The sequence below is a fragment of the Microcoleus sp. BM001215392 genome, assembly GCF_036700185.1.
GTDB lineage: Bacteria > Cyanobacteriota > Cyanobacteriia > Cyanobacteriales > Microcoleaceae > Microcoleus.
This window is the reverse complement of the sequence record NZ_JAUBOJ010000562.1, coordinates 1-3,438: the sequence shown is the minus strand read 5'-3', so window position 1 is coordinate 3,438 and position 3,438 is coordinate 1. Positions and strand designations below refer to the sequence as shown.

The window sequence follows — 3,438 nt, the reverse complement described above, 5'->3', positions numbered from 1 at the left end:
TGTGCGGGAGTTTGCAGGCAAGTTTTATGGTTAAATCTGATGTTAGCTCTTGTTGGGAGCAGTTGATTGTGTTCCGTACCACGTAGGATGAGAAGCGATCGCACAAATACGCGAGCGAAAAAGCAAATCTTTGACAAGCGACTGCGGCGATCGCATTTTCACTCAATATTACTTTCCATCACTCAATATTAATAGGCGGTGGAACTCCCCAAAGTTTGACAGTAGAATCTTTACTTCCACTAGCAAGTGTTTGTCCATCTGGACTGAAAGCTACAGAATAAACACATTCCTTATGATCGATTTGACCACCACTACTAAAATAAGTAATACCTGTTACTTTCTCTAAGTCCCACAAACCGATCAGATAATTAGTATCGCCACCCCCGCCTGCCAAAGTTGTCCAATCTAGACTAATTGTAGCCGATACAATTTCTACTTCCGTTGACATAGTGCGGATAAGTTTTCCAGTGTCGGGATGCCAAAATTTGATACTTTTGTCTTGTTCGTGAACGCTAGCAATAACTTGTCCTGAAGGATGAAAACGCACGGCAAAGACTAGACCGCAGTTAGCCTCTAAAGTGCGAATTTCTGTTCCAGAGTCCAAATCCCATAACTTAATATAAGTATCAGCGCTAGCACTAGCTAAGGTTTTCCCATCAGGGCTAATAGCAACACTTAAGACAGTATGACTGTGACCGCTAAGAGTATGTATCACCTGATAAGTATTGAGCTCCCAAACTATAATAGTGTTGTCTGCCGCACCGCTAGCTAAGCGTGTACCGTCTGGACTAATCGCAAGGCAAAGTACAGAACAAGTATGACCTATAAGGGTGTGGATAACTTGACTCGTGCTCAGATTCCAAATTTTAATGGTAGTGTCAGCACTACCACTGAGCAAGGTTTTTCCGTCTGGGCTTGCGATTAATGAAACCACTGCATCTGTATGTTCTGTAAGAGTGTAAATTTCTTGCCCAGTCTTCAAGTCCCAGATTTTGATAGTGCGATCGGCTCCACCACTAGCTAGAGTTTGTCCATCGGGATTAAAAGCAATGGTATAAACTGAATCTGAGTGACCTCTGAATGTTTTTATATAACGAAATAAAGCATATAAATTATTGTCTTGAATGGCTTTTAGTATGATTTCTCTATCTTCTTCCTCCCGTTCCCGCTCTCGATCCCTATCGAAATAATTCCAGATATACTCTGAAGGTAAATGCAAATGTCTAAAATCTTCGCTAATTCTATTTTCCCACATAGATAAGATGTGATCAAACGGTCTGGAAGTTTCTCTGAATTCGTCTAAGTCGGAAGTTTCTAGAAATTCTGACGATCCGGAAGTTTCTATGATTGTATATGAGTCGTAAGAAATATTAGCTACTTCTTGAATATTTGCAGGTGATATTATATCTATTTCTTTATCGCTTTTAGAGAAAAAAGTAAACGTATGGACTAGACAGGAAGGGTCTGGCCAAATGGATACAGGTAAAACTTCATAAGATTTTGTTCCCAGGCAAAAATTGCAGACGAATTCAAGAAAGTTGCGACCAACAAGGTAAATTCCTCCATCAAATTCAGGACAATGTACCCAGTAGATATCGCAACTATAGTCAGACTCACTATAAGTTCTAAGATCGAAAATGGCTATGTATCCCGCGCAATCCTCCCCAAACACAAAAGCCCCTTTAAGTAAATCTACTATTGATTCTAAATTCATATTTTTTTCAAGTTCTTCTAAGGGATACCAGAGACGATTTGTAATTTCATATCGAATAGTTTCAAGCGGATATTGATGAAAGTAATGAGAGTGTATGGGGCTGTAAATGTTAATCATATTACCAAATACTCCACTGCCAAAAATCTGAGAGAAAATTTTATAATCTTTGGGTAACTCAATATTGTTTCTTGTTTCAAATTCCAGTATCTCTTCTTCGCTTAAGCACTCTCCTTGCTCATCAAATACTTCTAGATGTGCCAGTAACGATCGCCATTTTTGCATAATGCCCTCAAAATGTTCCTTTACATTAATTTGTTAACTTGAATTTGGTCAGAGAATCGGCTTATAGGGGGTGTACTGAGTTTGCTGTAACCTGAAATATCAAATTCACCTAGGGTCTAACTCTACAATCCGCGTTTTTCTGCTGGAATATTTAACCTATGAGTACGAGGAAGAGACTGGGCTGGATTTGGGACATTGCGTATAGTCACGTTAGCTTCCGATGGAAAAAATGTTGCACTTGCGGATAATGAAGTAGGTCTAATTCTAGGAGCATTAGGTTGCTTATATTCCAGGGAGACTTGATAAAAAAGAAGAGTCGGTTCCGTTAAGCATTTATTGCCGTTAAAGTCTGTTAGCGCTTTATTTACCGATGATTCAAATTGAAACCAGGGACTATTGTAATCGGAGTTTATCCATCCGTTCTGGGCAAACACGTTATTCAATGAACCCTTGCCGCCCAATTCACCTGATACAATATGTCCTTGATGATCGTCCGTCAAGATGCCCAATACGCTTGGGCGGTTTTTGCGATTTGTCTCTCCTCCTGTTCTACTTCCAGAATATTCTATAACAGCGATGGTATTATCACTTTCTATGGATACATTAGACGGGTTTTTGTCAACATCTTTTTTAACATCCTTGATCTCGTTAGCTGTTTTAGTTTCAGTGCCGACATTATAACGGATTTTCCGCTTCTGAGGTTCTATTAATTTCCCATAAAAACCAAAGGGATCGGTTGAATTGAGAGGACTATTTTTTACATACCGATACAAATTAGCATCCCCCCCATCAAACCCAACAGAATCCTCCCCAATAAACCGTCCCATCCCCGCACTATAATACCGACTCCGATAATAACTCAACCCAGTCTCAGCATCAAACTCCCGCCCCGTAAACCCATACCGACTGCCAAACGCAGCATTACTTTGAGACACAACCTGACCAAACGAACCATAAACAACATGATTCGCCACACTCCCACTATTATTCACCCAATCCTTTACCGTCCCCAACTGGTCGGTTAAAGCCCACAAAACACTCCCCCCAGCACTCTCCTGCGCCAGAATCTGGTCAACACCAGTCCCAAACAAATACCGCTTGTCCAAAACAGGTTGATTAGCCCCCGAACCAACAAAATCAAACAGCACATTATCCCTGTCATAAACAAACCGAGTCTCTGCATTCCCCACCTTCTTACTAATCCGACGGTTCTGAGAATCATACTTAAACCCTACTTGTTGAGTGACATCACCCGCCGCATTCTTATCAAAAACCCCCGCCAACCGATTACGATAATCCCACTGATACTCCGTCACCTTATTTGTCGCAATCTCAGTTTTCCGAATCAGATTCCCCTCATCATCGTAAACATAGTTAAAAGTTCCATCAGCAATACTTCGGACAGTTTTGGAACAGGGATGCTCCGCGAGTAGAGCCAAAAA

At 40.9% G+C, this 3,438-nt stretch carries 2 protein-coding genes; both read right to left on the bottom strand.

Annotated features, from left to right (window positions below):
- Window positions 1-178 precede the first annotated feature (178 nt).
- Entirely contained in the window at window positions 179-1,996 is a 1,818-nt protein-coding gene (locus QT974_RS32660; RefSeq protein WP_333472513.1) for an SMI1/KNR4 family protein, read from the bottom strand.
- Between the two features lie 122 nt (window positions 1,997-2,118).
- On the bottom strand, window positions 2,119-3,438 hold a 1,320-nt coding region (locus QT974_RS32655), incomplete at its 5' end, for an RHS repeat domain-containing protein (RefSeq protein WP_333472512.1).